Below are 26,178 nucleotides of genomic sequence, written 5' to 3'. Positions count from 1 at the left end.
AAGTGATTATTTGATATAGCTCAATTTTTGTCGGTAATAATGCCAGTTGAAATATTGACCGGGATCGATCTTACGACCGGGTGAAATATCGCAATGCCCAACAATACGAGCAGGCGTAATTAACGGGTAAGTTTGCATAATAGCAGAGGTGACTTCAGCTAAGGAGCAATATTGTTCTTCAGTGAAGGGGTGATTATTGCTACCTTCTAATTCAATGCCGATAGCAAAATCATTGCATTTTTCACGCCCTTGAAATGAAGATAAACCAGCGTGCCACGCACGTTGATTAAAATTAACATACTGCTTAATTTCACCGTTTCGTCTGATTAAACAGTGTGCCGAAACCCGTTGTTGATAAATTTCAGCAAAATAGGGGTGGAGAGTCGGGTCTAATTTCCCTTTAAAAAAATCATCAATAAAATCGCCTGTAAATTGTTCTGGCGGCAGGCTGATATAGTGAATAACTAGCAATGAAATATCATTAATATCGGGACGCTGATCAAAGTGCGGTGAAGGAATTTGCACCACATTTTGTAGCGTACCATCCATTATTTTGTACATAAAAATTCTCTTTTTTCGATCAGTATCACAATATTTTAACGAATTTCTGGGCTAATGAAGCTGTTTTTGTCATTTTTTAGCAAATTTTTTGATAGGAGCTGATATGAAAAAACGTAAACAACTTAAATCGAATTATGCTGGATTTACTTTAATCGAATTGATGATCGTCATTGCGATTATTGCCGTGTTGGCAACCATTGCTATTCCCTCTTATCAAAATTACACCAAAAAGGCTGCAATATCAGAATTGATTCAAGCCTCTTCACCCTATAAGGCGGAAGTTGAACTCTGTATTTATAACAGTAAGAGTAAAGCAAGCTGTAACGCCGGTCAAAACGGCATTCAGGCGAAGCCGTCTAATATGGATAAATTTAAATATCTTAAAGAGGTTAATGTGGCTGCCGGTGTTATTTCTGTTTCCGGTAAATCCAGTCTGGAGAACATCAGTTATACGATGACACCAAGTGACGGCAATAACGGTGAATTAATTGATTGGAGTGTAACTTGTAACGGTGATAATGGGCTGTTTCCGGCAGGATTTTGTAGCAATACTTCTGCAAATTAATTAGGGAGCAGCGAAAATGGGCTATTGTGTAAAGGTATTGGATTCGGAGCAGCTGTTTGAAATTTCAGAATTGCAATGGCAGAAGAATCAACAGCAATATGAACTGTTATTGCGTTATTTAGCAGTGCCGTTGCAGGAACAGGCTCAGCAGTTATGGTTAGCAGTTGAATCTTTTGATAATTTAGCGGCTTGCGAAACTTTTGCTTTTCTTTCAGGAAAAAAGATTGAACCAGTTGAGATAGGACAAATTGCACTGAAACAGTTATTACAGCAGTTGCAGCCTGGAGCTGTAGTAAATCAAGTGCAAGAATCACAACTACATAGTTATCAGCAAAATGATATTGTCGCAAAATCGGATGAAATTGCGGAAGTTGATGCACAAGAGCCGATTATTCAACTATTCAATCAATTATTGGAATCAGGTTTGCAATATTCCGTTTCTGATATTCATCTTGAGCCGTTACGTCAGGAGTTCCAGATTCGCTTTAGGATTGACGGCGTATTACAACGGCATCAGGTGCTGACATTGTCAATAGGTCAACGATTAAATTCACGTCTAAAATTATTAGCAAAATTGGATATTAACGAATTACGCTTGCCACAGGATGGTCGCTTTCGTTTTAAAACTGCATTCGGTGAAACATTAGATATTCGGTTATCTTCTCTACCGACACAATATGGTGAAAAAATCGTATTACGATTGCAACCTAACACACCGGTGTTTGATGATTTTACCGAACTGGGAATGACAAACGAGCAGGCTGGACTGTTTCGGCAAGCGTTATCTCAACCTCAAGGATTAATCTTGGTTACCGGACCAACAGGAAGCGGTAAAAGTTTAACCTTATATAGTGGTTTACATTTTTTAAACCAAGAAAGTCGTCACATTCTTACGGCGGAAGATCCGATAGAATTGCAATTAAACGGCATCATTCAAACCCAAGCAAATTCCGCAATCGGTTTAAATTTTGCAACATTATTGCGTAGTTTTTTACGCCAAGATCCGGATGTCATTATGGTAGGAGAGATTCGTGATCAGGAAACGGCAGAGATAGCATTACGTGCAGCACAGACAGGGCATTTAGTGTTATCGACACTGCATACCAATACAGCAATCGGTGCAATTTCCCGATTACAACAGTTGGGAATTGCACAACACGAATTGGAAAATTTATTATTGCTGGTGGTGGCACAACGTTTAGTCCGCAAACGTTGCACCTTATGCCAAGGTGATAAATCTCAGCAATGCGATTGTGTTGACGGTTATCGCGGACGAACCGGCGTTTATCAACTGCTACATTATCAGCAACAACAAATTCAAATGGATTACCCGACATTATTGGCAGCGGCACAGCTTAAATTACAACAACAAATTACGACCGCTACAGAGATTGAACGTGTTTTCGGAAAGACAGAAAAGATCTAATAATGGAGAAAAACGATGCCTGAATATCGTTGGAAAGGAAAAGATCAATTTGGTAATAGAGTAAAAGGGGTGTTGATTGCAGATAATCGAGAACAGGCACGCCAACGTCTTTTCGCTCAAGGAATCTTTTTATCCTCATTAAATAAAAATTGGCAATTTTTTCCTACGCTGACATTAGAGAAACAAGCTGAATTTTTATTACAGTTCGCATTATTGTTGCAAGCAGAGATACCGTTGAAACCGGCGTTGCAGATGTTGCAGGAAAGTTGTGACTCAACCTCTTTATATCAATTGATCGGACGGTGTTTAACCGCATTGAACAGTGGTTTTTCATTATCAACGGCATTAAAAAATGAAAAGCAATTTTTATCGGAACAGGAGTGGCAATTGTTATACAGCGGTGAAATCAGCGCACAATTGGCAAAGGTAATGAAACAATTAGCGGATAATAAATTGCGACAACTAAAGTTACGACAGCAGATGAAAAAAATAATGTTTTATCCGTTAATGATGTTGTCGGTATCAATGTTGTTAACGGTGTTATTGCTGCTCTTTATTGTGCCTAAATTTGCTGATTTATATGATCAACAACAGCACACCTTACCGTTGGTTACACAAGTTTTATTACAGTGTTCTCAATTTTTGCAAAATTATCTGTGGCAATTATTGATGGTATCTGTCGTAGGCGTTGTTATGCTAAGACGGTGTTATCTGATGTTTCCCTCATTACGGTGGCAATTATTGAAATTGGCTTGTCTAATTCCGTCAATTAAACGCCTTTATTTGCATTTACAACAAATTCAGTTTTATACCATTCTCTCTTCAATGTTAAATTCAGGCATAACTTTGCAACAGAGCTTAGCGACATTTTTACCTCAATCCAGTTATAAACAAAGCCGAGCAGCAACAAAATCAATTTTAGCGATTGAAGCACAGCAATGTTTGCAGAGTTTGCAGGCAGGGCAAAGATTTTCAGCAGGATTAAGCAGTCGATTTATTCCTTATCAGGCAAAACAGATGATTATTATTGGTGAAAATAGTGGCAATTTAGTGCAGATGTTGAATTATTTAGCCGAACAGAGCCAACAAAACTTATCTAATCAGGTGGAACTTTTCTCTAAATTATTGGAGCCAATATTAATGCTGATAATCGGTTCAATTATCGGTGTGGTTATTGCCGGTATGTATTTGCCGATTTTTAATATGGGTAATGTCGTTTTATGATGGTTGCGGTTTTATTGTTGTTGAGCATTGCTTTCTTCTGTTGGCATCAACAACAGCAATATATTTTATCTGAAGGAGCATCAATTAGTTTTAATGGGGAAAGTGGATTACATTTTCTTTGTTACTTACTAGTTGCGGTAGCTTGTTATTGTTTCACAATGGATAACTGGGTATCTTGTCTATATTATGTGTTTTACGCCGTATGTTATCAGGTCGCAATATTGGATTATCAATATCAGCGAATTTCTGTGATTCACTGTTATTTATTGTTGGTTTGTGCATTATTGTTGGCAGCGTTTGAAATAAGTTCACTAGCTCTTTTTGATGCGGTGATTAGCTTTTCTACCGCTTTTGTTTCCGGATTATTGCTTTATCTTTTGTTATATTTAAGCGGAAAAACAAACGCATTAGGGCTCGGTGATGTTTTATTATTCCCCTCGTTAGCGTTATTGATTTCAGTATATTTTCTTCCCTATCTGTTACTCATATCCAGTATAATAGCCATACTGCACTATTTACTTTTAAGCGGTGGTCGAGGGCGTTATATCCCCTTTGCACCGAGTTTGGTGATTGCAGCGTTAAGTCTATTTTTATTACAGGAGAGCGGCAAACTCTCTTTTTTAAATTAAGTGGAGTGTAATGAATGAGTTATGTGGTCGGGCTGACCGGCGGTATCGGCTGCGGCAAAAGCACGATTGCCGATCTGTTTACGGAACTCAATGTGCCGATAATTGATGCTGATATTGTGGCTCGTCAGGTGGTGGAAAAAGGTTCTCCACTGTTGACAAAAATTGCGGAACATTTTGGTTCGGAGATATTAACTGCCGAAGGGGCATTGGATCGTAGTGCGTTGCGGCAAAAAGTATTTAATGACGAAGCGCAGAAACAGTGGCTTAACCAGTTGTTACATCCGGCAATCAGAGAGGAAATGTTGCGACAATTACAGCAACAAACAGCACCTTATGTATTATGGGTTGTGCCGCTGTTGTTGGAAAATCATCTGCAGCATTATTGTGATCGTATTTTAGTGGTTGATGTCAGTGAAGAAACCCAGTTGCAACGGGCAAGCCGACGTGATCAAAATTCAGCAGCATTGATTAGAAAAATTATGCAATCACAAGTGTCACGTCAACAACGTTTAGCAGAGGCGGATGATGTTATCAGTAATGAACAGCAGTTAACGCCAGAAAATCTACAAACGTTAAAAAATGAAGTGCAGCAGTTGCATCAAAAGTATCTACGATTAGCACAAACAGAGGTGAAAGATGTCAGATAAAGTGAGTGAAAAAGAAGAGATATTTACTGTTCCTTGCCCGATTTGCCACAAAGAGGTGGAGTGGTCGGAGAAAAGCCCTTACCGTCCGTTTTGTAGTAAGCGTTGCCAATTAATTGATTTAGGCGAATGGGCGGCGGAAGAGAAGAAAATCCCGACCGAAGAGAGTCCATTTACCACTGAAATTGATCAGGCTAAATATATGAACTGATTTGTCATTGAGAACGATGAAATTCTATTGAGCATTTGTGCTGTTTTGTTTGATTTTAAATCAGATAAAAACGAGGGAATAAAAAGATGGAGTTAGAAATTCAACATCAGGATAATGGGCAATAAGGGCGTTTTTTTATTGAAAAACAGAATCAGTGTGTCGCATTTTTGAGTTATGTTTATCTGAATAAAACGATGATTAATGCTGATCATACTTTCGTTGATGTAAGTTTGCGTAATCAAGGTGTAGGAGATAAATTAATTCAAGCGTTGCGTCATTTTATTGCTGAGAAAAATTTAAAACTCAAGGCAAGTTGTGGTTATGTGGCAGCAAAATTAAGAAAGGAATTAGCAGAATAAATTTGAGAAAACAGAGGCTTTGCCGCAAAGATGAAATCTAATGACAAAGCCTTTTTATTATCATTTAACCGACTGGAAAGAGCAACGGATTAATGCCGCTACGGGCATAGCCTTTTTCTTCCATTTCATTGTCGAGCAACAAGGTTGCCAAGTCATCTGCTGCCGGTTCAACATTAGGATCTTTATCTTGATATAACACTTTCAGATAGCTGTGACAATCATCGCAGCTTTCCGCTTTGACCGCCGCATATTCGCTATCAAGTGACCAATAATCGATATGTGCAGTTTGTTCGCAATTTGTACATTTGCTGCGCACAATATTCCATTCGCTTTCACACAACGCACAATGTACATAACGCAAGCCTTGTGTTGTGCCGAAATGAACCACACTGGTGATTGGTGCTGAACCGCATACCGGGCAGAAATGGCGATGTTCACCGAGTTCCGCATTAGCGTGATGTGGAATTTGTTGCACTAATTGTACCCAATAAAGATTTAAAGCTGCCCACACAAAAATTGCCTGATCACTGCTTACCGCTTCAAATTCACTGTTCAATAGATGATCAGCAATTTGTTCACGTTGTTGCATAGACATTTTTTCCAATGTTTCGATGGTATCGGCAATGACACCATCAGCGAAACTTTTACACTCTTCAAGTAGATGAGTGAGTAGCGTTTGCCAAACAGCATCACGTTTCCAGTTTTTGAAATGTAACGGCTGTGAGGCGAGAACTTCTGCACTTAGAACCTCTTTATCTAAACGAGGATCTTTTGCGATAGGTTGTTCCTGTAATAATCTTAGCTGTACATCAACAATTTTTGCGGTGAATTGCAAATAATCTTTGAAAGGACTGTTTTCCGCTAATTGACGTAAGCGTTTCGCTCGACGTTGATATAAATTTTTAGGATTCGCGAAAAGAAGCGGGGGGCTGTTTAGCCCCTCCGCTGCCTGTTTGATTTCGCTTTCCGGTAGGATACGAATACTCATATTATTGTTTTTCCTGTTGTTCTTCTCGTTCTAAAATCGGTTTGATTTCTTCACGGAACCAACGTGGGTGGTGTTTTTTTGCCCAACGTGCAGTAACAGTACCGACAAGCATTCCGGTAATTGACCCTTTCACCCAAATCGCCATATAGATATGAACCATAATGCCGAGGATTAAAGCGATTGCACTGCAAGCGTGTAATAAAATCGCAACACGGATAACAGGAATTGGGAATGATGGCGCGAAATAAGGTCGCCACATAATGACTCCGGTAACTAACAACAGCAATAATGCGCCGATGAGTGTCCAGAAGAGTAATTTCTGTCCCATATTGTAGTGACCGACATCAGACACGTGGTGTTCGTTGCCTTTCAACACTTCCACCACATTTAACAGCCAACGCCAGTCGCCTTTTTCGATTAAATTGTCACGCCAATAGGTTTTAAACAGCACCATAAAAGCAGCAATCATAATTAATCCGGTAAATGGATGCACAATTCTTGCCAGTTGCGGTGTACCAAGAATATCAGCAATCCAAGAGAAGTCTTGGAAGAAGAATGAAAGCCCGGACAATCCTGTTGTGAAAAAACAGAAAACAACAAGCCAGTGACTTAAACGTTCTTTGGTATTATGGCGTAACACTTTTTTGTTTAAATCTACCATCGTTATTTCCCTCCTTTTTCATCATTTTCGTGCGGATCAAGCGGTTTTTCTTCATCCATCTCTTCAGTGTTTGGACCTACGGCAATATAGTGCGCTGCTGCACCTACCGCTAATGCACCCATTGCCACGCCGGCAATTGGTTTAAGAATGCCTTTCCAGAGCGAAACCACTTCGCTGATATGTGGATCTTTCGGCAAGCCGGAATAGAGTTCAGGACGATCAGCGTGGTGTAGCACATACATTACGTGAGTACCGCCAACACCTTGAGGATCATAAATACCGGCATTTTCATAGCCACGGCTCTTAAGATCCGCTACGCGTTTTTCAGCATATTCCAACATTTCCTGTTTGCTACCGAAATGGATTGCGCCGGTCGGACAAGTTTTCGCACAAGCCGGAGCCTGACCGACACTGACACGATCAGAACAAAGCGTACATTTATAAGCACGATTATCTTCCGGATTGATACGAGGAACGTTAAATGGACAACCGGCAATACAGTAACCACAACCGATACATTTATCGGATTGGTAGTCAACAATACCGTTTGCATACTGAATGATCGCTCCCGGTGACGGACAAGCTTTCAAACAGCCCGGTTCAGCACAGTGCATACAACCGTCTTTACGGATTAACCATTCAAGACGATCATTTTCTTCAACTTCGTTGAATTTCATCACTGTCCAAGCTTTTGGCTCTAAATCAACCGGGTTGTCGTAACTACCGACACATTCACCCGGTTCGGCACGTAGATTGTTCCATTCGGAACAAGCGACTTGGCACGCTTTACAACCGATACAGGTTGTTACGTCAATTAATTTTGCCACCTCTACCGTGTGATCACGCACTTGTGGTGCCGGTGTTAGCGCTGAAGTGGCTGAGGCGCGGATAATATCTTGAGTTTGAACTGCCATCTTATGCCTCCGCTACTTTTTCAATGTTAACTAAAAACGCTTTGAATTCCGGTGTTTGCGTATTGGCATCACCGACACGAGGCGTCAAGTTATTGGCAAAAAAGCCTTTTTTACCGACACCAACAAAGCCCCAGTGAATTGGAATACCGACAGTATGAACCGGCTTACCGTCAACTTCTAGTGGACGAATACGCTTGGTAACAACAGCAACTGCTTTAATATAACCACGAACAGAAGTCACTTTTACTTTATCGCCGTGTTTAATGCCTTTTTCGGCAGCAAGTTGTTCGCTGATTTCCACAAATTGTTCCGGCTGTGCAATCACATTTAATAGTGAGTTCTTCGTCCAGAAGTGGAAATGTTCAGTTAAACGATAAGTTGTTCCAACATAAGGGAATTTTTCGTGTGAACCGAAAGATTCCTTATCTGATGCCAAAATACGTGCTACAGGGTTTGAAATCACGTTCGGATGCAATGGGTTTGTACCAATCGGTGTTTCAATCGGTTCATAATGTTCAGGGAACGGACCTTCTGCCATCTTATCGATAGCAAACAGACGAGAAACCCCTTCAGGTTGCATAATGAACGGAGTAACATCGCTTCCCGGCGGTGCAGCACCAAAGTCGGCAACATCGACGTAGTTCCAGTTTTTACCGTTCCATTTCACTAATTGGCGTTTCGGATTCCAAGGTTTACCTTGTAAATCGGCGGACGCACGGTTATAGATGATACGGCGGTTTAACGGCCACGCAAATGCCCAACCTAAAGTGTTACCTAAACCTGATGGATCAGAGCTGTCGCGGCGAGCCATCATATTGCCTTTTTCTGTCCATTGACCGGTATAAATCCAGTTACCGGCGGAAGTGGTACCGTCATCGCGCAAGAAACCGAAACTTGGTAATAATTCGCCTTTTTTAACTAAAATATTACCGTTCGGATCTTTAATATCTTCCAGCGCATAACCGTTATTTTCTTTCGCTAATTCTTCGGCTGTCGGTTCAGTCGGATTGAGGTAATTCCACGACATTGCGTGAAGTTGTTCAATACCGCGACCACCTTCTTTATCATAAAGTTCTAACATTGCTTCACGGATTTCAGAAAGAATAACAATATCCGGCTTAGCTTCTTCAGGTGCGGCAGCACCTTTCCAGTGCCATTGTAACCAACGACCTGAGTTGGCGATTGAACCGTCTTCTTCAGCGAAACAGGTAGTCGGTAAACGGAAGACTTCAGTTTGAATATCTTCGGTTTTCACGTCGTTATATTCACTGTAGTTTTTCCAGAAATCGGAAGTATCTGTTGCTAACGGATCCATAACAACTAAGAATTTCAGTTTGCTGAGTGCGCTGATCACTTTGTTTTTATCCGGATATGAAGCAATCGGATTAAAGCCTTGGCAGAGATAACCATTGACTTTGCCAGCGTACATCATATCAATGAAACGGAAATGGTCATATTTTTGATCCATCTTCGGTAAGAAGTGATAACCGAATTGATTTTCTGCCGTCGCTTTGTCACCAAAGAAAGTTTTCAACATACTAATGAAAAATTTAGGTGTGTTACTCCAATAATTGACCTGACCTTTTTGTGAAAGTTTCGGTGTAATGCGATTGAGATAAGTTTCTAAAGAAATATCTTTATCGGTTGGTAAGCCCATATAGCCCGGCAACATATGCGGGAATAGACCTAAGTCAGTAATTCCTTGTACATTTGAGTGCCCACGCAACGCATTGACACCACCACCGGAAACACCTATATTACCGAGTAATAGCTGGATCATTGCCATAGTACGAATATTTTGTGAACCAACAGTGTGTTGAGTCCACCCCAATGCGTACATAAATGTAGCAGCTTTCGCTGGATCGGCTGTTTTAGCGATTTCGGTACAGAATGTTAAGAAATCTTTTTGTTTTGTTCCACAAATACGTTCAACCATTTCAGGCGTATAGCGAGAAACGTGTTTTTTCAATAGGTTAATGACACAATGCGGATCTTGCATAGTCATATCACGTTTAGCGAAACCCTCTTCGTCCAATTGATAAGACCAAGTAGATTTATCATATTGACGTTTTTCAGGATCATAACCGCTGAATAGCCCATCTTCAAAGTTGAAGCCTTCATTTACCAAGAAAGTTGCATTGGTATAGTGTTTAACATATTCGTGTTGGATCTTATCGTTGCTTAATAGATAGTTAATTACCCCTGAGAGGAATGCAATATCAGTACCTGAACGAATCGGCATATAAATATCGGCGACAGAAGCGGTACGGTGGAAACGTGGATCTACCACCATAATTTTTGCGCCATTGTTTTTCTTTGCTTCGATTGCCCAACGGAAACCGACAGGGTGTGCTTCAGCGGCATTACCACCCATCACGATAACGAGATCGGAGTTTTTAATATCAACCCAGTGATTGGTCATCGCACCGCGACCAAATGATGGAGCAAGACTTGCTACCGTTGGTCCGTGTCAGATACTCGCTTGGTTGTCTACAGAAAGGATACCCAACATTCTTGCCCATTTTTGAGTCAAAATGCCGGTTTCATTACTCGCAGCCGATGCTGCCAACATACCTGTGGTCAACCAACGGTTTACTGGAGTACCTTCCGCATTGTTTTCAATATAATTAGCATCGCGGTCATCTTTCATTAAACGAGCGATACGAGTAATTGCTTCGTGCCAAGAAATACGTTTCCATTCTTTAGAACCCGGAGCACGATATTCCGGATATTGCAAACGATTCGGACTGTTTACATAATCTAAGGCACCTGCGCCTTTTGGACAAAGCGCACCGCGGCTTACAGGATGATCTGGGTCGCCTTCGATATGGAACAATTTGCCTTTAACATTTTTTGCTTTATCGCCAATGGAATAAAGTAACATTCCACAGCCAACAGCACAGTAAGTACAGGTATTTCTCGTTTCTGTCGTGTGTAATAATTTATACTCACGAGGAGCAGCTAATGCCGCTTCCGGTGCGAATCCGAGCATAGCGGCACTTGTGCCAGCCATTCCACCTGCACAGATCTTAAAGAATTTTCTTCTTGTGACCTGCATAGATACTCCTTGTTGGATAGTAATAGAGTGGTTAATAAATTGCATTAATTTGTGATTAAAATGTAATCCTTACATTTGGGGTGTAGGTTACTCTTTCTTTGTAATATAATCAACGCTCAATTGATTATTTGAATTTAAAGATTACTGTCAGCAAGCATATGCCGATTGGTAGAAAGATACACCTACTTATTATAGGTATTTTGGGGAAAATATGATGCAGTTCATTAATAAGAAAAGTGTTTTTTATCAAAAAAAAGTGAATTATTGTGAGCAAATCTTGATTCCAAAAGAAAAAATAGAAACGTTAGCAGTCGAAATGCCAGTCGCTTTGGTTTATAACGATATTTCTCACAGTGTGATGATGTGTACTCCTCACGACTTAGAAGATTTTGCTATTGGTTTTTCTTTAACCGAAGGCATTATTGATGATCCGAAACAGATTTATGGCATTGATGTTGAACCTAGTTGCGCAGGGATTGAAGTTCAAATAGAACTGTCCACGCGCAAATTTGTCGATTTGAAGCAATATCGGCGAAATTTAGTTGGTAAAACCGGTTGTGGTGTTTGTGGTGTAGAACAATTACAACAGGTGAAACGTCATTATGCTCCTATTACTCCGACATTTACATTGGAGTTAAATCAGCTAGATAGCTGTTTAACACAACTGGAGCAACATCAACCTTTGGCACAAGTAACTGGTGCAACACACGCCGCTGCTTTTTTTGATCCACAAGGTGAATTGTTAGCAATTCGTGAAGATGTTGGGCGACACGTTGCCTTAGATAAATTGTTAGGTTGGTATGCAACTCATCAGCGCCCACAAGGGTTTATTTTTGTTAGTAGCCGAGCGAGTTATGAAATGGTACAAAAATGTTTAGCTTGTGGTGTCGAAGTGATGGTAGCAATTTCTGCCCCGACCGCGTTAGCGGTAGAAATGGCGGAGCAACATAACCTCACTTTATTTGGTTTTGCCCGCCACGGACGTGTTACGCAATATAGCGGTTTTTCGCAAACTTAAAATGCAACCTCTTCCAAAAATCAGAGAAATTCATTAGCTATGATTCTGTGAATTGAAATCTTCCTCGCACTTTTAATTAAAAAGATATTGCTCAAGTGTGTTAGCAATGCCGTTTTCATCGTTGCTAAGGGTGACCAATTTTGCCTGTTGCTTCACTTCAGGTTCAGCATTGCCCATTGCGACACCTAAGCCAACGCTCGATAGCATACTAGTATCATTATGATTATCGCCAAATGCAATTACCTGTTGTGGATCGATTTGCCACGATTGTAATAATTCCAATAAACGTCCGCCTTTGCTGTTGCCAACATTAGCAATATCAACACGATCAACCCACGACCATTCACAACTGAATTGATCCGCCGGCAGTTGATTCACCACTTGCAACATCACTTCCCGATTAGGTGCGCTGATGACACACTTCCAAATAATATCGCCACTGGTAATAAAGTGATAGAGATCAGAAACTTGGCAGACATTTGGACGAACCGACTCATCGCAATTATCTGCCCACATTTTAAATTTAGTCATATGCGGATTAAATACCTGAAAGTTCATTGCATCTCGGGAATAGAGCAGAACGTGAGATCCGTATTGATTTGCAAGATCTAAAATGCGTTTTGCTTTTGTAGCGGTTAAAGGATTGGCAGCTAACACCTGATCATTTTGCATTTGATATAAATAAGTGCCGTTACAACAAATTACTGGCGTATCTAAGCCAAGTTGGTGATAGTACGGTTTTACAGCAGTATGATGTCGACCGGTTACTAATACTACTTTTTTGCCGAGTGTTTTTGCTTTTTGTATAGCTTGAACACTGCTGGGCAAAATTTCGCCGTTACTGTTTAATAGTGTTCCGTCTAAATCAAAAGCGACAACTTGATAAGACATAATTTTCCCCTAAAAATAAGAATGGGGTGCATAAACACCCCATTAAGTTGCTAAATATTATAATAAACCGGCAGTTTGCAATGCTTTAATCACTTTCGGCTGTGCTGCTTCACTTAATACAGTAAGTGGTAAACGCAGTGTCGGTTCATCAATTAAGCCTAGTCTGTAACAAGCCCATTTCACTGGAATTGGATTCGATTCAACAAACAGATCGTGGTGCAATGCCATTAAACGTTGATTAATTTTTTCAGCTTCATCAAATTTACCTGCTAATGCGAGTTGACAAATTTTTGCCATATCTACCGCTGCCACATTAGTCGTAACTGAAATAACGCCTTCTGCGCCCTCTTTCATAGAGTCTAAGAAAGTCGCATCATCACCGCTTAATACAATGAAGTCTTCACCGGCAAGCTGTTTGATTTTTTTTACACGGCTAACATCACCGGTTGCCTCTTTAATACCGACAATATTATCGATTTTAGATAAACGACCAACTGTTTCAGGCAATAAATCGCTACCAGTACGTCCTGGAACGTTGTAAAGAATTTGAGGTAAGTCTGTACATTCAGCAATGGTTTTAAAATGAAGATACATCCCTTCCTGTGTCGGTTTGTTGTAGTAAGGCACTACAGTTAAACAACCAGATATACCGCTGCCGTTTAATAATTTAGTCATTGTAACAGCTTCACTGGTGGCATTTGCGCCAGTCCCTGCAATTACTGGAATGCGACCATCGGCAAATTCGAGTGTTTTTAAAATCGTTTTAATGTTCTCTTCAATACTTAATGTTGCTGATTCACCACTGGTTCCTACAGAAACAATAGCATCAGTGCCAGCATCGATATGATAATTAACCAATTTTTTTAATTGTCCATAATTGACTTCGCCTGCACTATCCATTGGGGTAACAAGGGCAACAATACTGCCTGAAAATAAAGGTTGTGATGACATAAATTTCTCCTGAGCGTTTGTTCGCTGTAATATAAAATATGTAGAAAAACAATATTTTCTAGATTGCCAAAATTACCTTACATTGCAAGCAATTTTTTTATTTTTCACTATAATTTATTTGAGCTATAACAAACTCGCTACAGCTTACAACGGTTTAACTACATTGTTTAAGTGAAGGCTGATAAATAACTTAAAGGAGAAAATCAATGAAAACTTTAACCGCAGGTGCAAAAGCACCGGAATTTACCTTATTAGATCAACACTCTCAACCGGTATCATTAAACGAATTTCGGGGGCAAAAAGTGTTAGTCTATTTTTATCCGAAAGCCTTAACACCGGGATGTACAACTCAAGCGTGCGGTATTCGTGATACACAGGCACAGTGGTTGGCGCTGAATGTGAAAGTGTTGGGTATCAGTCCGGATTTGCCCGCAAAATTGGCACAATTTGAACAAAAGAAAGAGCTTAATTTCACTCTGTTATCCGATCCAGAACACAAAGTCGCAGAGGCTTTCGGTGTTTGGGGAGCGAAAAAATTTATGGGCAGAACATTTGATGGCATTCATCGCATCAGTTTTTTAATTAACGAACAAGGGGAGATTGAAAAAGTATTCGATAAGTTCAAAACCGGAGAGCATCATCAGGTTGTGATTGATTATTTAAAATCTTAATTATCATTATCTTTTTATATAAAACCTTCTGATTTTCTCTAAAAGGAAAAGGTATTAAACGTTTTCTAGATTTTAGAGAAGAGGTTTAGAATTCAGTTATTGAAAATAATTTTCAAAAAGAGAAAGTTCAAAATAGAGAATTATAAATAACTTAAAGGTCTAGATTTTCATCTAGACCTTATTTGCAACTTGAATATTATTGAATATTAAATCTCAGCGAATCTCAAGTATCGCCCTCTTAAACTAAGAGGGCAGATTATCTTACCACTGATACCCAACGCCAATTCCACCAGTAAAGTCATTTTGCGTATTATGGCTAGCACTGGCTTTAATGATTAATTTACCATTATCTGCAACACGAGATACCCCTAAGGCAATAGCAGATTGCCCTTTATGGTAACCCGTGGAAACGGCAACCATACTCTTACCTGGAAGATAGGCTTGAGGTAAATTCGCCATTGCAGCGGAAGAAGCCGCAACGCCACTGATGTTTTGAGAAAGATTATTCAGTTGTTGATTGATATTTGATGCAACACCTTTCAACTGACTTACATTCACCGCATCAGTATCGGCAGCTCCAGCAGCTATGTTAGTTAAACGGCGGTATTCTCCCTCTTTACCGAAAGATACCTCACCAATAACCTCACTGCCTTTACCTACAGCTTGCTCGTGTGCATACACAGTGGCAGCTTGTAACGCTTCTAAAGATTGTAAAGCGTGAGCACCACTACCCAATGCAACACTACTTGCATTTGTATCAACACGCGTGTTATTACCAATGGCAATACCTTGTATGTTCGTATCAAGCCCACTATTGACCACATTCACATAACTGTTGCTTCCCATTACTAAGGCTCCGTTTGATCCTTGTGTAACAGTTACATCATTCCCCATTGCCATAACACCTTGGGTTTTCTCACTTAATGCGGTGATTTTCTCATTAATTGCTTCGCGTTTTTCCATATAATCCGCAAGTGCGGTGTTATATTCCGCCATTTTTTCTAAATAAGCATTAACTCTGTTTTGATAATCTTGATCAGATTCCGTTGCACCTTTCGCTTCCAATTTTCTTGGACGAGTAGGGCGAGTTAATGCTTTCCGTTCTTCAACTAATTTTGTCAAATCATCTCCTGCGCCCAGCGTACTGTTATTACCAACTAAGTAACTGCTTTTTGCATTAATGATACTTGGGTCACCGAAAGCACCCGAGTTATTCCCGAAAACCTCATTCCCTGTTCCGACACTAATGCTATCACTACCGTGAACACTGCCTTCAGAACCAATAACAATACTGTTTTTCCCTTTAACTACAGAACCACTACCTATCGCCAAAGAATTTTCTCCTTCAGCACTTGATTGATAGCCGATAGCTGTCGAATACGCACCACTTGCACTGGAGTCTTCTGTATTGCTCGCTTGATTCGTCTGTTGTGTTTTGCCATCATTGGTATGGAAGAACTTAATCCCTTGCTCGTTCATATTGCTAATTGCAGTATATACCGAGTTGGTTAAATACTCTTTCTGTTCAGAAACATTATAGGTTTTAAGTACAGGTTTACCACCTTCTACAAAAACATCCTTACCATTCGGTTCACCTTCAAAGATGGTACCATCATCTAATCCTTTATTATTTTTATTAACCTTTTTATTCTCGATATTAATATCACTACTTCCCGTTACAGCTTTAGTAAGTTCTTTTAACTGTGCAATAGTCACAGCATCACCATCATTCTCACCTTTTGCCAAGTTAGTGATTTTATTGCCTCCGTTATTTAAACCCTCACTAGTCAGTGAAACAACACTTTTTGCTGGAGGTGTAATAGTGATTCCCTCCCCATTTACAGTGGTTGTATTTCCCTTTGCGTCTTTAAATTCAGATGATGTTAGGTTTTTCAGATCTTTAGCTAACTGCACTGTTAAGCTATTCTCTGTGGCATTACTTTTCACATTAATATTGCCTGTTGCACTTTCAAAGTCTTTTGCTTTAGCGGCATCAACGCCATCACCTACCACTTTCAGTTGCGTACCTAATGGACGATGAACATTTTCTTCATTGTTACCCACAAAGTTCAATCCAGCTTGAGCAAGTGCTTGTAAATCACCAACCGTTGCCACTTTGTTTAATGATGCACCAGATTGCGTCAGTAAGCCAGACTTACCATCCTCTCCTATAATGGCTTTTTTCGCTGCATCAGCAGCAATCGGTGTCGCTGTTTTATCCAACCCTAAGCCACTTTTCACATTGCCCATTTGAACTGGAGAAGTAGTTGAGCCATCTGGATTCACTGTTGTTGAAACAATGCTATCTTTAGCCACTTCTTTTGGTATCTCTGTATCAGCCAAAGCGGTAGCTGAAGAACCATCTTTCGCAATAGGCTTGCCATCTTTAAATGTTGTTCCCTCTGGATACCATTTATCATCAGGTCCTTGTACTTTATCACCCACTTTTTCAGCAACATAATATTTGCCATCAGAACCTTTTACTAAACGCTTGCCCTCAGAATCAGTATAAACTAGGTTTCCAGCAGCTCCATCACGCAAGGCTTGGATTTTATCCAAAACAGATTTTCCATTTAAACCATCAGCACCGCTTGGACCAGTAGCACTATCAATTGGTAAAGTATTCGGTGTGCTTACACCCAATTTATCCGCAAGATCTTTTAATGCTCCTTCTGTAGCTGCATTATTACGGTTATTGCCTGTACCATAATCACTGTTCAATGGGCCATTACCGTCTTTCCCTACTAGGGTGCGCTCAGCCAAGTTTGAAATAGTGCCATCTTTACCATTAACACTGATACCTTTTGAGCCGTCTTCTTTAGTAAAATTCAAACTATCTTTACTCAGTGAAGACTTAGCCCCATCAGGATTTGTCGCATCACTAAAGGTAAGAGATTCTGGCTTAAGTTCCGCTTTATTTTCTCCATTCGTAAGCGTTGTGCCGCCTAAACCATAGCTCGCACTTTGTCCATTTTTATTATCAGAACCTGTAATTTTTATCCCTTCAGAATTAAAGGTAGCACTTTGCCCATCTTTCTTTTCTGTTGTAATAGAAGAAATAGCTGAAATATCCTTCGCCAATTTCACTATTAACGCATTGTTATCAGGATCAGTAACCACACCAATATTATTATTGGTTAAGTTCTCAGAATTAGTTACCCCACCTTTCACGTTCAGTTTCTCACCTAATTTGCGAGAAACTGCCTTACCACTATCTCCACCAAAAGATAAGCCTTTATTAGTCAATTCAGTTTCTAATTTAGTTTCTAACGCAGTGGTAACCCCAGCAAGATCTTCCACATTCACAACACTAGAGCCTTTATCTTTTGCCGCTTCTTTAAGGTGATCTAACATTGTTTTATCTTGTGTTGCAGGTTTAATCGCACTTTTCACACCAGATAAGGTTTTATTATTTAATGCGAGATCATCGTCATTAAAGGTTAATTGTGCCTTTTGATCTTCAGGTTTTGTTGATGTTTTATCTGTTACCGAATCTTTAAAGCCACCGCCGATACTCGTGATATTCGTCAGCACCTTGCTTAACTGAATCACTAATTTGTTATTCGCTGGGTCGCCAAAAACATTGATATTTCCGACCGCACTTGCAAAATCAGTCGCTGAGTTATCGCCAACAATCTCTAATTTCGTACCAAGTGGACGGTGAACAACCGCTTTAGTATTATTTCCATTAAAATCCAATCCTGCTTGAGCCAAGGCTTGTAAATCACCAACGGTTGCTACTTTATTGAGGTTGTTAGCCCCTTCCATTGCCAATAGTCCCGTTTTGCCATCTTTACCATTTAACGCATCTTTCGCTTGTTGTGCGGTGATTGCTTTTGGTGAGGAAACCGTTCCCGTACCATCTTTTCCTGTGCCATCTAAACCTAAGCCACTTTTCACATTGCCCATTTGAACTGGATTTTTGGTTGAGCCATCTGGATTCACTGTTGTTGAAACAATGCTATCTTTAGCCACTTCTTTTGGTTTATCCGCATCAGCCAAAGCGGTAGCTGGAGAACCATCTTTAATAGGATTGCCATCTTTAAATGTTGTTCCCTCTGGATACCATTCACCATTAGGTCCTTGTACTTTATCACCCACTTTTTCAGCAACATAATATTTGCCATCAGAACCTTTTACTAAACGCTCACCCTTTTGGTTTGTATAAACCACATTACCTGCTAAACCATCTCGTAAAGCATGAATTTGTTCTGTTAGGCTTTTGCCATTTAAGCCATCATCCCCCGCAGGTGAAGTTTGTGCATTCGGTGCGTCAGCTGGAGCAGTACCAATTTTGTCATTAATATTTTGTAAACTTTTATTAACATTATCAGGTAAATTATTTAATTTCTCTTTTAAATCGCTATCTAAATCAATGGTTAAGGTTTGCCCTGTTGCTTTTGTTGTAACATAACTAGAAGTTCCTAGTACTTTAAGAGCTTGTTTTTTTAAATCAACTTTAGTATTAGTATCATCTGCTACATCGACTCCCACAGTAGGATTATTATCCCCTCTAAATGCCAAAGAAGAACTTAGGCTACTAGTAGCTTTGTTAATAGCGTTTGCAATATTTTCAGCAGACACCAATTTATTTTTATTTTCTTCTGTTACGGAAACAGCACCTGTGGTTTTATCATTGTCTAAGTCTGTGGTTTGTACATTAAATTTTACTGTTGCTGTATTATTATCAGCAGACATTACCACACTTGCTGTAGTTAGATCTCCATTAGCAAAGTTTACTTTTTTGCCTGCACCAATATCCCCTTTCTTTGTGCTGCCTTGTTGAATTTCCCAACCAGAATTTACTGCATTTGTAATCTGGCTAATAGCTTGAGTGATGGTAGTTGGTGCAGTATTGTTATTCCCATTGACGGCTGTTAATGATGTGTTACCTAGTTTTCCATCAGTGTAAGATTTTGCATCCTTAATAGCTTCTGTTTTTGCTGTACTAATATCATTTGCTAGTGTTTTTGTGCCAGCAAGCTCTTTTATACCATCTTCATTTAAAGCGAGATTGAAGGTTTTCTTTTGACTTGTCTGATCTGTTTGTGAACTTACCGTTAAAGCTGTTGAACTGCTTTTTACATCCACTAACCCTGTAATAACACTTTTACCCGCATTGGTAAGATTACTCAACTCAGTATCTGCTTTACCTGATGAAAGCTGAGTTACCTTAGTTTCCATTTGATCTACTTTAGCTAAAGTATCTTTGGTTGTTTTATCAAGAGAAATGCTTACATCTGAGCCTGAAGCTGTGGTGGTAATGCCACCACCGGAAGCCCCTTTAATGCCAAAACTAGAATTTGTTTTACGATTTTTTTCATCGGTGGTTGAACCATTATTTCCTTCTAACTTAATTGTGCTTTCTGCAATTGTTTTAATTGCCTCATGTACAGTGTTTTTCTGTGTGCCCCCAATATTAGAAAAACTCAACTGACCTAATGTATCGCCATTTGTTTTAACAACTGCCGCATTACCACCTAAATTGCTAACAAGCGTTGTGGCTAAATTACCTAATGCAAGATTAGTGCGATAAAGTTGTGAACCATTAACGGCATCCATTGAATCGGCACTTAATTTACCTGCGGCAACATGTTGTAACGTTCTGCCCCCTGCTGGTCCAATGCTAAATACACTTGTTGGAGTTCCCGTGAACCCACCATAAGTTAAACCGCCAATCTCTGCCGAGCTATAAGAACTTATGCCACGTGTTTCACCATTGGTTGCAACTGTAGAATTATTACCAATTACAACAGAATCATTATAAGAGTCTTTTAGATTAATATTGTTACCGATCACCACGCCATTTTGTGATTGATTTGAAGAATTATTCCCCAATACAAGTGCATTTTGTGACTGACTTGAAGATTCATTTCCTAAAACAATAGCGTTTTCTGCATTCGCCTTAGCTTTTTTACCAATCGCAATTGCCCCTTCTTCCCAAGCTTTAGCTTGATAACCTTGAGCAATGGCATAATTTGTTCTTGCCACAGATTCTGTACCCAATGCAAGAGCCGCTGTTCCATTAGCGATGGTTTTTACCCCGACAGAAGCCGACCTATCTCCCAATGCAATAGCTTTTACCCCTAACGCTGCATCTTCTTTATTAGAAGATGTGTTTTGGGCAGTAATTTTACTTTCCATTGTGGTTGAGCCATCCGTTCCCGTTTTGAGCGTGGAGGTAATTAATTGATATTTCGATGAATTGTCTTTTAGAGAACCGCTTCCATTAGAAGTTTGATAGGTCTGCTCAGGTTGGGTGATTGTGCTATAACCATCGTTATTAATATCATTAAATTTTGCAAAATCTAGTTGGTAATTCCCTAAAGCATTGGAGAATGTTCCCATTGCCACAGAGGCTTCGCCCATTCCTTTTGATTCGCTACCAATGGCAACGCTGTAGCTATCTCGAGCAACAGAACGTGTTCCCACGGATAAGGCATTTGTGCCACTGGCAATGCTCTTCATTCCCAGAGAAACAGATTGCAAACCAAAAGCAGAAGATTTAAAACCTAAAGCAACATTATCGCCGCCTTTATTAGAACTTAGTTTATTATTAGAATTAGTGATGAGATGAAATGCCTCTCCTGAAGACTTTGCATAAAGACTATCAAAAGAATCAGCTAAACCAAAATTGGAATTTAAAACTGAACTTCCTTTCGCATTGCTGAATGCCCCGTAAGCGGTATCTCCCGTACTCCAGCCTATAGCAGTTCGTCCGACCACAGTACCATTATTTCCAGCAGGATGTTGTCCATCTTTACCTACATATGCTGCATCGTTATTTGTTTCTCCTGCACCAATAACAATTGAGCCAGCTACACTACTTCTTCTTTGCCCCCCCCCTGCCGCATAATCAGTTGCTACAGCAACAGAAGATAAAGATGTTAAGATTACAAGTGTAGTTAATTTCTTCCCTTTATTTGCTTTTCCTTTCCCTTTTGCTAATTCTGAAACCACTTTAAATAAGCCTAAAATCGGGTCAAAAATAATTTTATAAACTTTGTTCATTGCAATGCTCCATAAATTCCTAATTGCTATTCTTCAAATGAAAAACAGCACAATTTTGACTGTTTTTGTTTCTTGTAAAAAATCCGTTTCTTACGAAAAATGTGATTAATACAAAAACGAAATATTTCAAAAAATCTGAATGTTACTCAAATATTGTACAAAAATTTCGGGGATTTTATAGACATAAATGAAATATAGATATAACTCATTTTAGTTATGTTTGTTATAAAATGGCTATTGATGAAATAGGTATGTAAAAATTTAAATAAGAAAATCAGTACTTTTAAATAGTTTTCTAATACAAAAATAAGTTTAAACTATTTACAGCAGTCATTTAGCTTACTTTTCCTATAAATTTTCCGGTAGATGAGAACTTATTCTTAATATTCTAATATGAAAATTTACTATCCTGTTTTTTACTATGAACAATTTGGAAAAAATATTACTGTTTTCCTTGAATTTTTTTCAGCCAGTCTAAAAATGGTTGTGCTTCTAAAAAGCCGGTAATACGGCTATTGGCAATTTCATTTCCCTGTTGATCAAAAAAGAGAATGGTTGGTAAGCCTAGCACATTATATTTCTTACTTAATATCTGATTTTCTACACTATTTTTTGTCATATCGACTCGAATTAATAAAATTTGAGACAACTTTTGTTGTACTTGTGGCTGATTAAAGGTTTTATGTTCAAACTCTTTACAAGCAACACACCAGTCAGCATAAAGATCAACCATTGCGATTTGATGAGGATTTTGTTGCAATTGTTGTTGTAATTGATTAAGTGAAGTTACAGTGATAAAGGTTTTATCGCTATTACTACCATTGCTATTTTGCCAATATTGTTGCCAACTGAAGTAAAGCGGAGTGGTAGATAAAACAATGCCGATAAGAGCAAAAAGCTGCCAAAAACGATGTTTTTTACCAACGATAGTAATAAACCAACTAAAAGAAGAGATACCCAATAATGACCACAAAATCTGTTCCCAATAAGTCGGTAAAATACGGGAAAGCAGAATAATCGGCAATGCTAGCAGTACAAAACCGAAGGCAACTTTCACATTTTCTAGCCAAGCACCGGACTTAGGTAGAATTTTATTGCCGAAGATGGTAATTGCAATTAATGGTACGCCCATTCCTAAGGCTAATAAATAGAGTGTTAATGCACCGGTCAGTAGATCACCGGACTGTGTGACATAAAGCAGCGCTGCTGAAAGCGGCGCAGATGTGCAGGGTGAAGCAATTAAACCAGCAATAGCACCCATTATAAATACGCCACCATAAATACCAGCAGATTGTTTTTGACTTAATGCATTCAATTTAGTTTGCCAGCTAGAGGGGATTTGTAAATTAAATAAACCGAACATAGAGCAGGCAAGTAGAATAAATAAAAGCGCAAAGAAAGCCAATACATAAGGGCTTTGCAACCACGCTTGTAAGGAAAGCCCGACAGCAGCGACAGCTAATCCTAATAATGCATAAGTGAACGCCATTCCTTGAACATATACAAAACTGAGTAATAGTGCTTTAGCTGTATTAGCACGTTGTTTTTGCCCAATTACCAATGCTGATAGTAAAGGCAGCATAGGCAATACACAAGGGGTGAAGGCTAAACCTATACCGAGTAGAAAAAACCAAAATGCAGCATATTTGCTTTGGAATAACTGTTGAGTGAGAGATGTTTCCTGATTATTTGTCGTATTTGTGTTTAATGTATCGTGGTTTAATAGCTCTGTAAGCTGTATTTGTCGTGTTTGTGGTGGATAACATAAACCTGCGGTACACCCTTGATAGCTCACTTCTAAACTGCCTTCTGCGTGGAAAATACCTTGTTTTGGTAACAATTTGATTTCTAAGCCCTGTTCATAGACTTGTGTATTACCGAAATAGGGATCTTGATGACTTTTTTCTACAATTGGCTCAATTTGTTGTGTAAATGCAATATTTTCACCTTTAACCTGAATTGTATGTTTATAGAGATAATAATTGGGTTGAATCTCCCAATGTAGGATGATTTGTTGTGCTTGTGCCTGTACTGAAAATGGAAATGCTTGTTCGACAGTAAGAAATTCCGCTTTTTTATCAAATAGACCTGCATAAGCACTAGAAAATAGGTTAACAAGGAAAATGATACAAAAAAGTTGCCAATATTTTTTAATCATAAGTCAGCTATCACACATTAAAATATTAAAGACACGAAGTTTAGCATACTTATGCTGAATTTCTTACTTGAAGTTGCTATACTCTTGCTGTTTTGACTTATGTAATAGACAGAGGAAACAATGCCTATCAACTTTTTTCGTATTTTCCAAGAAAGTGGTTATTTTGTTCGCAATCGCTATCCGATTGTGATCACCTTTATCGTTTTATTTGCCTTAAACTCATTGGTGTTTCAACTTATAGTGAATTCATACGGTGGTTTAGAAAAATTATTGTCTACTCCGACATTAATTCCGTCACCACTTGTTTTTGCCGCATTCATCAATTTGTTTTTAACGTTGTTGTTTACGGTTTGGTTTATTTTGACAGTCGATCAAATTTTAACGAATCGTATCAACGATATGTTCCTTTATTTGGGGGAAGCGTTAAAAAAAGTATTTGGTTTTGCCGGCTATAATATTATTTTGTTGCTGGCTTTTTTCCCAATGTTTATGGGGTTGAGTGCTTTAACCATTTCAAATGATGTAACTACATTAGTGATCAGTGCTATTGTTTCATTTGTTATCAGTGGTTATTTTTTAACTAAAGTAGCACTGTTGCCGTTTGCCTATTTATTGGAACCGGAAAAGCAGGGCTTAGGTAAATTGTATCAATTAATTAATCAACGTCGTCAATGGAAAGCTATTCTAGGTTATCTTTTTTTGGTTTATGTGCTACCTATGATGGTTAGCAATCAATTAATTTTATTGTTAGGCAAAAATTTAGTGGTGGTTTCAACCATTCTCACTGCTTTTATTAATCTGTTTTCGCTTATTTTTGCTTATCGTTTTTATCGTGTGTTTATGAAAAAAGTATCATTATGAAACAACTATTAGAATTTATTCCACTTATTCTCTTTTTTGCCGTTTATAAATTTTTTGGCGTGCGTGAGGCGGCAATTACCTTAATTATCGCCACAATGATTCAATTTGCGATTTTGAAAATCAAATACGGCAAAATTGAGAAATCACAATGGATTATGGCAATAGCTATCATCTTTTTCGGTAGTTTGACAGCCTATTTTAATGATCTTGAATTTTTGAAATGGAAAGTCACCATTGTTTATGCATTATTTGCTTTGATTTTATTAATTAGCCAGTTTGGCTTTAAGAAATTATTGATAAAAAGTATGCTAGGCAAGGAAATTGAACTGCCACAGAAAGTATGGGAAAACCTCAATTTGGGATGGGGAATTTTCTTTATTATCTGTATGTTGATTAATATTTATGTCAGCCTGTTTTTATCAGATGATATCTGGGTGGATTTTAAATCTTTCGGCTTTTTTGGTTTGACTTTGGCAGCATCACTATTAACCGGTGTTTATATTTATCCGCATCTTGCACAACAAAAAAATAGGGATGAAAAATGAGTACGACAGAGCGTGTGCCAAGTGGCACTTTGTTGTTAAGAACATTGGCAATGCCTTCTGACACCAACGCCAATGGTGATATTTTCGGCGGTTGGATTATGTCGCAAATGGATATTGGTGGTGCGATTTTAGCTAATGAAATTGCACATCGGCGTGTGGTTACTGTACACGTTAATAACATTACATTTCATAAGCCGGTGTCGGTTGGTGATATTGTATGTTGTTACGGACGCTGTACTCGAGTTGGTAATACTTCGTTGCAAATAGAAGTGGAGGTGTGGGTAAAACACGCATTTCGAGATTTTGTTTCCAAACGTGATTTAGTAACTGAAGCTGTATTCACTTATGTTGCAATAGATGAATACGGCAAGCCTTATCCTATTCCGAAAGAAAATAACGTAGAATTGGAACAGGCATTGCAAATGATTAAACAACATCAAGATAAGGAGTAATTATGTACTATGTGATTTTTGCCCAAGATTTACCCGACACTTTAGAACAACGTTTAGCAGTGCGTGAAAAACATCTCGCGCGTTTATCTGCATTGCAACAACAAGGACGTTTATTAACTGCTGGCCCGAACCCAGCAATTGATGATGAAAATCCGGGTACAGCCGGATTTACTGGTTCAACAGTTATTGCTGAATTTTCTTCTTTGGCAGAAGCACAAAATTGGGCGGCACAAGATCCTTATGTAGAGGCAGGTGTTTACGGTGATGTGATCGTAAAACCTTTTAAGAAAGTGTTCTAATGATTTTTGTATTTTACAAAATTTAATTGTTTAACAGATAGATGAAACAAGACCGCCTTAGAGCGGTCTTGTTATTTTTGT

22 protein-coding genes are annotated in these 26,178 nt (G+C 38.9%); 13 read left to right on the top strand and 9 right to left on the bottom strand.

The genetic code is table 11. From position 1 onward, the window contains the following. Positions 1 to 6: 6 nt before the first annotated feature. Positions 7 to 561: a 1,6-anhydro-N-acetylmuramyl-L-alanine amidase AmpD gene (ampD, locus tag QV04_RS02060; RefSeq protein WP_065230394.1), complete on the bottom strand. Its 555-nt coding sequence runs from the start codon at positions 559 to 561 to the stop codon at positions 7 to 9. Positions 562 to 664: 103 nt separating this feature from the next. On the opposite strand from ampD, the gene ppdD reads away from it, so the two are divergent. The 7 genes from ppdD (at position 665) to QV04_RS02025 (ending at position 5,619) form a co-directional block, all read left to right on the top strand. Next, complete coding sequence (gene ppdD, locus QV04_RS02055) at positions 665 to 1,126, top strand: prepilin peptidase-dependent pilin (protein WP_065230395.1); 462 nt, start codon at positions 665 to 667, stop codon at positions 1,124 to 1,126. Between the two features lie 16 nt (positions 1,127 to 1,142). Beyond that, entirely contained in the window at positions 1,143 to 2,552 is a 1,410-nt protein-coding gene (locus QV04_RS02050; protein ID WP_065230396.1) for a GspE/PulE family protein, read from the top strand. Between the two features lie 15 nt (positions 2,553 to 2,567). Continuing rightward, complete coding sequence (locus QV04_RS02045; protein ID WP_065230397.1) at positions 2,568 to 3,776, top strand: type II secretion system F family protein; 1,209 nt, start codon at positions 2,568 to 2,570, stop codon at positions 3,774 to 3,776. Next, on the top strand, positions 3,773 to 4,405 hold the full coding sequence (locus tag QV04_RS02040; protein ID WP_231924128.1) for a prepilin peptidase: 633 nt from the start codon (positions 3,773 to 3,775) through the stop codon (positions 4,403 to 4,405). Before QV04_RS02045 ends, QV04_RS02040 begins: the two co-directional genes overlap by 4 nt. 14 nt (positions 4,406 to 4,419) lie before the next feature. After that, positions 4,420 to 5,052: a dephospho-CoA kinase gene (gene coaE / locus QV04_RS02035; RefSeq protein WP_039133892.1), complete on the top strand. Its 633-nt coding sequence runs from the start codon at positions 4,420 to 4,422 to the stop codon at positions 5,050 to 5,052. Next, complete coding sequence (gene yacG / locus QV04_RS02030; protein WP_065230398.1) at positions 5,042 to 5,260, top strand: DNA gyrase inhibitor YacG; 219 nt, start codon at positions 5,042 to 5,044, stop codon at positions 5,258 to 5,260. Before coaE ends, yacG begins: the two co-directional genes overlap by 11 nt. Positions 5,261 to 5,397: 137 nt before the next feature. Continuing rightward, positions 5,398 to 5,619, top strand: a complete 222-nt coding sequence (locus QV04_RS02025; protein ID WP_268872701.1) for a GNAT family N-acetyltransferase — start codon at positions 5,398 to 5,400, stop codon at positions 5,617 to 5,619. Positions 5,620 to 5,683: 64 nt separating this feature from the next. Here QV04_RS02025 and fdhE read toward each other — a convergent pair whose 3' ends face one another. From fdhE to fdnG, 4 genes are read right to left on the bottom strand one after another with little or no spacing between them, the layout of a single operon-like run. After that, complete coding sequence (gene fdhE / locus QV04_RS02020; RefSeq protein ID WP_021461527.1) at positions 5,684 to 6,607, bottom strand: formate dehydrogenase accessory protein FdhE; 924 nt, start codon at positions 6,605 to 6,607, stop codon at positions 5,684 to 5,686. A gap of 1 nt (position 6,608) precedes the next feature. Beyond that, positions 6,609 to 7,268: a formate dehydrogenase subunit gamma gene (locus tag QV04_RS02015; protein WP_013746615.1), complete on the bottom strand. Its 660-nt coding sequence runs from the start codon at positions 7,266 to 7,268 to the stop codon at positions 6,609 to 6,611. Between the two features lie 2 nt (positions 7,269 to 7,270). Next, positions 7,271 to 8,182, bottom strand: a complete 912-nt coding sequence (fdxH, locus tag QV04_RS02010) for a formate dehydrogenase subunit beta (protein WP_039133886.1) — start codon at positions 8,180 to 8,182, stop codon at positions 7,271 to 7,273. Position 8,183: 1 nt separating this feature from the next. Then, complete coding sequence (gene fdnG, locus QV04_RS02005; RefSeq protein WP_156548327.1) at positions 8,184 to 11,240, bottom strand: formate dehydrogenase-N subunit alpha; 3,057 nt, start codon at positions 11,238 to 11,240, stop codon at positions 8,184 to 8,186. Between the two features lie 214 nt (positions 11,241 to 11,454). Here fdnG and fdhD point away from each other — a divergent pair, with 214 nt between their 5' ends. Continuing rightward, a complete protein-coding gene (gene fdhD, locus QV04_RS01995; protein WP_065230443.1) occupies positions 11,455 to 12,258 on the top strand; it encodes a formate dehydrogenase accessory sulfurtransferase FdhD in 804 nt (267 codons plus the stop codon). Positions 12,259 to 12,330: 72 nt separating this feature from the next. Here the strand turns inward: fdhD and QV04_RS01990 are convergent, their stop codons facing one another. Together QV04_RS01990 and dapA are read right to left on the bottom strand one after the other, a co-directional pair. Next, the gene (locus QV04_RS01990; protein ID WP_065230400.1) at positions 12,331 to 13,149 is read right to left on the bottom strand and encodes a pyridoxal phosphatase; all 819 of its coding nucleotides are present in this window, start codon (positions 13,147 to 13,149) and stop codon (positions 12,331 to 12,333) included. A gap of 57 nt (positions 13,150 to 13,206) precedes the next feature. Continuing rightward, entirely contained in the window at positions 13,207 to 14,100 is an 894-nt protein-coding gene (gene dapA, locus QV04_RS01985; protein WP_065230401.1) for a 4-hydroxy-tetrahydrodipicolinate synthase, read from the bottom strand. A 206-nt stretch (positions 14,101 to 14,306) separates the two neighbouring features. Here dapA and bcp point away from each other — a divergent pair, with 206 nt between their 5' ends. Next, positions 14,307 to 14,771 (top strand): thioredoxin-dependent thiol peroxidase, encoded by a 465-nt coding sequence (gene bcp, locus QV04_RS01980; RefSeq protein WP_021461522.1) that lies wholly within the window; start codon positions 14,307 to 14,309, stop codon positions 14,769 to 14,771. A gap of 261 nt (positions 14,772 to 15,032) precedes the next feature. On the opposite strand, the gene QV04_RS01975 is transcribed toward bcp, so the two are convergent. Both QV04_RS01975 and QV04_RS01970 read right to left on the bottom strand, forming a co-directional pair. Continuing rightward, positions 15,033 to 21,782, bottom strand: a complete 6,750-nt coding sequence (locus QV04_RS01975; protein WP_065233123.1) for a YadA-like family protein — start codon at positions 21,780 to 21,782, stop codon at positions 15,033 to 15,035. Positions 21,783 to 22,224: 442 nt separating this feature from the next. Beyond that, entirely contained in the window at positions 22,225 to 23,940 is a 1,716-nt protein-coding gene (locus tag QV04_RS01970) for a protein-disulfide reductase DsbD (protein WP_065230403.1), read from the bottom strand. Positions 23,941 to 24,060: 120 nt separating this feature from the next. On the opposite strand from QV04_RS01970, the gene QV04_RS01965 reads away from it, so the two are divergent. The 4 genes from QV04_RS01965 to QV04_RS01950 are packed head-to-tail and all read left to right on the top strand — an operon-like array spanning position 24,061 to position 26,097. Continuing rightward, positions 24,061 to 24,801 (top strand): hypothetical protein, encoded by a 741-nt coding sequence (locus QV04_RS01965; protein WP_039171638.1) that lies wholly within the window; start codon positions 24,061 to 24,063, stop codon positions 24,799 to 24,801. Further along, the gene (locus QV04_RS01960) at positions 24,798 to 25,346 is read left to right on the top strand and encodes a septation protein A (RefSeq protein ID WP_065230404.1); all 549 of its coding nucleotides are present in this window, start codon (positions 24,798 to 24,800) and stop codon (positions 25,344 to 25,346) included. Before QV04_RS01965 ends, QV04_RS01960 begins: the two co-directional genes overlap by 4 nt. Then, the gene (yciA, locus tag QV04_RS01955) at positions 25,343 to 25,798 is read left to right on the top strand and encodes an acyl-CoA thioester hydrolase YciA (protein WP_039137079.1); all 456 of its coding nucleotides are present in this window, start codon (positions 25,343 to 25,345) and stop codon (positions 25,796 to 25,798) included. The genes QV04_RS01960 and yciA overlap by 4 nt, the downstream gene beginning before the upstream one ends. A gap of 2 nt (positions 25,799 to 25,800) precedes the next feature. Beyond that, positions 25,801 to 26,097 carry a YciI family protein gene (locus tag QV04_RS01950; protein WP_039089940.1) on the top strand — a complete coding sequence of 99 codons (297 nt, stop codon included), beginning with the start codon at positions 25,801 to 25,803 and terminating at the stop codon, positions 26,095 to 26,097. Positions 26,098 to 26,178 lie beyond the last annotated feature (81 nt).

The organism is Gallibacterium genomosp. 1 (assembly GCF_001678575.1).
Classification (GTDB): domain Bacteria; phylum Pseudomonadota; class Gammaproteobacteria; order Enterobacterales; family Pasteurellaceae; genus Gallibacterium.
The sequence above is the reverse complement of the archived record's forward strand: the minus strand, read 5'-3'. Positions and strand labels throughout refer to the sequence as shown.